Source organism: Trebonia sp. (assembly GCF_049794275.1).
Taxonomy (GTDB): domain Bacteria; phylum Actinomycetota; class Actinomycetes; order Streptosporangiales; family Streptosporangiaceae; genus Trebonia.
Window position 1 is genome coordinate 1 of the sequence record NZ_JBARCR010000242.1, and the last position, 3,723, is coordinate 3,723.

Consider the following 3,723-nt stretch of genomic DNA (forward strand, 5'->3'; position numbering starts at 1 on the left):
GCTGCAGAACCGGCTCGGTCACGCCGTCGAGCAGGTGGCCGACGATGTTGGCGACCAGGCGCTCGCGGGCCGCGTCGTCCAGGACCTCGCGGACCATGGTGCCGGCCTGGCCCCAGTCGTCGTCATCCTCGCGCAGGGTGTAGGCCGAGCGGACCAGGTCCCCGTCGGCATACCAGTAATCCGGCTGGTGGTGCTCGGCGTCGGCCTTCGGGCCGCCCTTGGAGTTCGGTGCGTACACGGGGTCGGAGACGTTGACCACCCGCATAGTGCCGTCCTTGCTGTAGGCATGGACCGGTACCTTCGGCGCGTTGACCGGGATCTGCTTGTAGTTGACGCCCATCCGGGCCCGGTGTGCGTCGGAGTAGGAGAACCCGCGGGCCAGCAACATCTTGTCCGGGGACAGCGCGATGCCGGGTACCAGGTTGTTCGGCTCGAACGCGGCTTGCTCCATCTCGGTGTGGTAGTCGCTGACGTTGCGATCGAGGGTGAGGCGGCCGACCTCGGTGAGCGGGTAGTCGCTATGCGGCCAGACCTTGGTCAGGTCGAACGGGTTGAACCGGTAGGTCTTGGCGTCCTCGAACGGCATGATCTGCATCTTCAGCGTCCAGGACGGGTACTCTCCGGCGGCGATGTGCTCGTACAGGTCGCGCTGGTGGTAGTCGGTGTCGGTGGCGGCCATCTGGTCGCCCTCGTCCTGGGTGAAGAACTCGATGCCCTGGTCGGTCTTGAAGTGGTACTTGACCCAGAACTTCTCACCGCCTGCGTTGATCCACAGGTAGGTGTGGGAGCTGTAGCCGTTCATATGCCGCCAGGACCGCGGGATGCCGCGGTCGCCCATCAGCCAGGTCACCTGGTGCGCCGACTCCGGGGACAGGGTCCAGAAATCCCACTGCATGTCGTGGTCGCGCAGGTTGTTGTCGGCGCGGCGTTTCTGCGAGCGGATGAAGTGCTGGAACTTCATCGGGTCGCGGACAAAGAAGACCGGGGTGTTGTTCCCGACCATGTCGTAATTGCCCTCGGAGGTGTAGAACTTCAGGGCGAACCCGCGCGGATCACGCCAGGTGTCCGGGCTGCCCCGCTCCCCGGCGACCGTAGAGAACCGGATCAGGGTGTCGGTGCGGGTGCCGGGCTGGAACACGGCGGCCTTGGTGTAGGCGCTGACGTCGCTGGTGACCTCGAAGTGCCCGAAGGCCCCGCCGCCCTTGGCGTGGGGCTGGCGCTCGGGGATCCGCTCTCGATTGAAGTTGGCCATCTGCTCGATCAGATAGTGATCTTGCAGCAAGATCGGGCCGTCTGGCCCCACGGTGAGCGAATGCTCATCGCTTTCGACCAGCGCGCCCGCATCGGTAGTGGTCGAAAGCCGGTGCTCGTGCTGAGCCATGCCGATACCTCCTCGGTAGCATCGCTGTTGCCAGCTATGTACGGAGGCCGCCGCGAGCGCCCCGCCGGTTGCGGCGGTCTCGATGACCAGCCTAGTTGCGGCTGTCAGCTGGCTTTTGACTGGCTGATCTCTATGAGGTGGCCGTCTGGGTCTCGCAGGAAGCAGCGGATCTCAGAGCCCCAGTCATGCGGCGGGGTCAGGAATGCTGCGCCTCTGGACCGCAGCGCCTCATAGGCTGCCTGGCAGTCAGTCACGCGCAGCGTCATGGCGTGACTGACCAGGTCGGCGTCGGCGGGCGGCTGGAAGACCACGGTGGGCTTGTCGGCGGTCGGGCCGCCGGCGCTGACCAGCAGCAGCCAGGTGCCAGCGAATCGCAGCACCACGCTGGTTCCGCCGTACTCGCGGTACAGTTCGGCGCCCAAGACGTCGATCCAGAAATCCCGCGACCGCGCCGGGTCGGTGACTACCAGGATGTGCGTGAGCGCCACGTCAGGCCCGAGCGGGCCCAGCGGCTGCTGATTCGCCATGATCCTCCCGTGCGGACAGTTTACGCAGGCGGCGGGCTGGCTTGTGTTTCGCGTGGTGCGGTAGATCGCCGTGGTTGTGGTTGCCGCCAGCGCCGGAAATTGCCTCTTCCGGGGTTGCGCGGCGGCGAGTAGGCAGGAAGGTAGGTGCGGTCGGGAGGCGGCGAGGGACCTGTGGGTAATCCGGTGGACATGTTCAGCCTGGACGGCAAAGTGGCGCTGGTCACCGGGGCCGGCAGCGGCCTGGGCAGGCAGTTCTGCGAGGTGCTGGCGGAGGCGGGCGCGGACGTCGCCTGCGCGGACATCGACGAGGAGCCGGCCAGGGCGACGGCAGCGGCAGTCGGAAACCTGGGCCGGCACGGGATAGCGATCGGCTGTGATGTCACCGCCGAGGCCCAGGTCCAGGCGATGGTGACCCGAACCGTGGAGGTTCTGGGCAGGCTGGACATCTTGTTCAACAACGCCGGGATCGCCGATCCGCAGGCCCTGCTGCTGCACGAGTACCCGACCGCTAACTGGCGTGCCGTGCTGGACGTGGACCTGGACGGCGTGTTCTTCTGCGCACGGGAAGCGCTCAAGGTCATGGCCGCCCAGCAGTCCGGCAAGATCATCAACATCGCGTCGATATGGGGTCTGGCCGGCTCATCCAGCCTGTTCCCTGCGCTGGCCTACAACGCCGCCAAGGGCGCCGTGATCAACCTGACCCGCGAACTCGGGCTGCAGTACGCCAGCCAGGGAATCCAGGTCAACGCGCTATGCCCCGGCTTCTACCAGACCAACCTCAGCCGCGGCGCGATCGACGACCCGCAGGTCCGCGCCGCCATCACTGCCTTCATCCCCATGGGCCGGATCGCCGCGGCCGCCGAGATCAAAGGGCCCGCGCTCTTCCTCGCCTCAGCCGCATCCGACTACATGACCGGCCAGACCCTGGTCACCGACGGAGGCTGCCTAGCCAAGTAACCAGCCCAATGCGTGGCCGGCCATGTCAGGCACCCGCCGGGCGTTCAGGCGGCAGTGGCTCCGGCACGGAGGCGCTGGCCGGGCGGATGGCTCCGGCGGCGCTCCGCCGCAGCACCGCTTTGCGAGCCTCGGTGGCTGCGACGATCGACAGGGCCACAGCGGTGCAGATCAGCCACTGCCGGACGTCAAGCGTGACGGTCTTCATGACGGTATGGAAGATGTCCAGGACGGTGGACAGGACCAGCAGGACGAAGGATCCGATGGTCGTGATGACGAACGTCCTGTCGGAGAACGTGTCGAGGGAGAACGCCGAGTCCCGTTGGTCTTCCGACTCGATCGAGAAGAACAGGAGGTACAGCGCGAACGTGACCATGCCCATGGTCCGGGCGATGGCGAGCCCGTGCTCGTGCTCTGCCCAGCTGATCACGCTGAGCGTGCCGACCGTCATCACCAGGCCGACCAAGGCGAGCCAGACGATGAGACCGCGGGTCAGGATCGGCTTGGTGGGCGGCAGCGGCGGGCGGTCCATCAGCCCGGCGGCGGGTTTGCTGTAGCCGAGCCCGACCGACTGGATGGAGAGCATGGTGAAACTCACCCACAACGTCTGCAGCGGAAGCAGCGGTATGCCCTTGGCGACGTTGAAGATGCTGGCGGACAGGAACGTGAGGATGTAGCCGAACAGGCCGCCGATCTGGCACCGACCGTACCGGGCGAGGTTGTCATAGAGCCCGCGGCCCACTTCCACGGCCTTGACGATGGTGGAGAAGTTGTCGTCGGTCAGGATCATCACCGCGGCTTCCTTGGTCACCTCGGTGCCGGTGATCCCCATCGCGATGCCAATGTCGGCCTTCTTCACCG

4 protein-coding genes are annotated in these 3,723 nt (G+C 66.4%); 1 reads left to right on the forward strand and 3 read right to left on the reverse strand.

The window, feature by feature from the left end; genetic code table 11:
- Both WA805_RS06960 and WA805_RS06965 read right to left on the reverse strand, forming a co-directional pair.
- Positions 1 to 1,381, reverse strand: a 1,381-nt coding sequence (locus WA805_RS06960; protein WP_425241923.1) for a catalase, incomplete at its 3' end; no start/stop codon positions are given.
- Between the two features lie 104 nt (positions 1,382 to 1,485).
- Complete coding sequence (locus tag WA805_RS06965) at positions 1,486 to 1,908, reverse strand: VOC family protein (protein WP_425241924.1); 423 nt, start codon at positions 1,906 to 1,908, stop codon at positions 1,486 to 1,488.
- A 171-nt stretch (positions 1,909 to 2,079) separates the two neighbouring features.
- On the opposite strand from WA805_RS06965, the gene WA805_RS06970 reads away from it, so the two are divergent.
- The gene (locus tag WA805_RS06970) at positions 2,080 to 2,865 is read left to right on the forward strand and encodes an SDR family NAD(P)-dependent oxidoreductase (protein ID WP_422274799.1); all 786 of its coding nucleotides are present in this window, start codon (positions 2,080 to 2,082) and stop codon (positions 2,863 to 2,865) included.
- A gap of 25 nt (positions 2,866 to 2,890) precedes the next feature.
- On the opposite strand, the gene WA805_RS06975 is transcribed toward WA805_RS06970, so the two are convergent.
- The coding region (locus WA805_RS06975) for a cation transporting ATPase C-terminal domain-containing protein (protein ID WP_425241925.1) at positions 2,891 to 3,723 on the reverse strand (833 nt) is incomplete at its 5' end.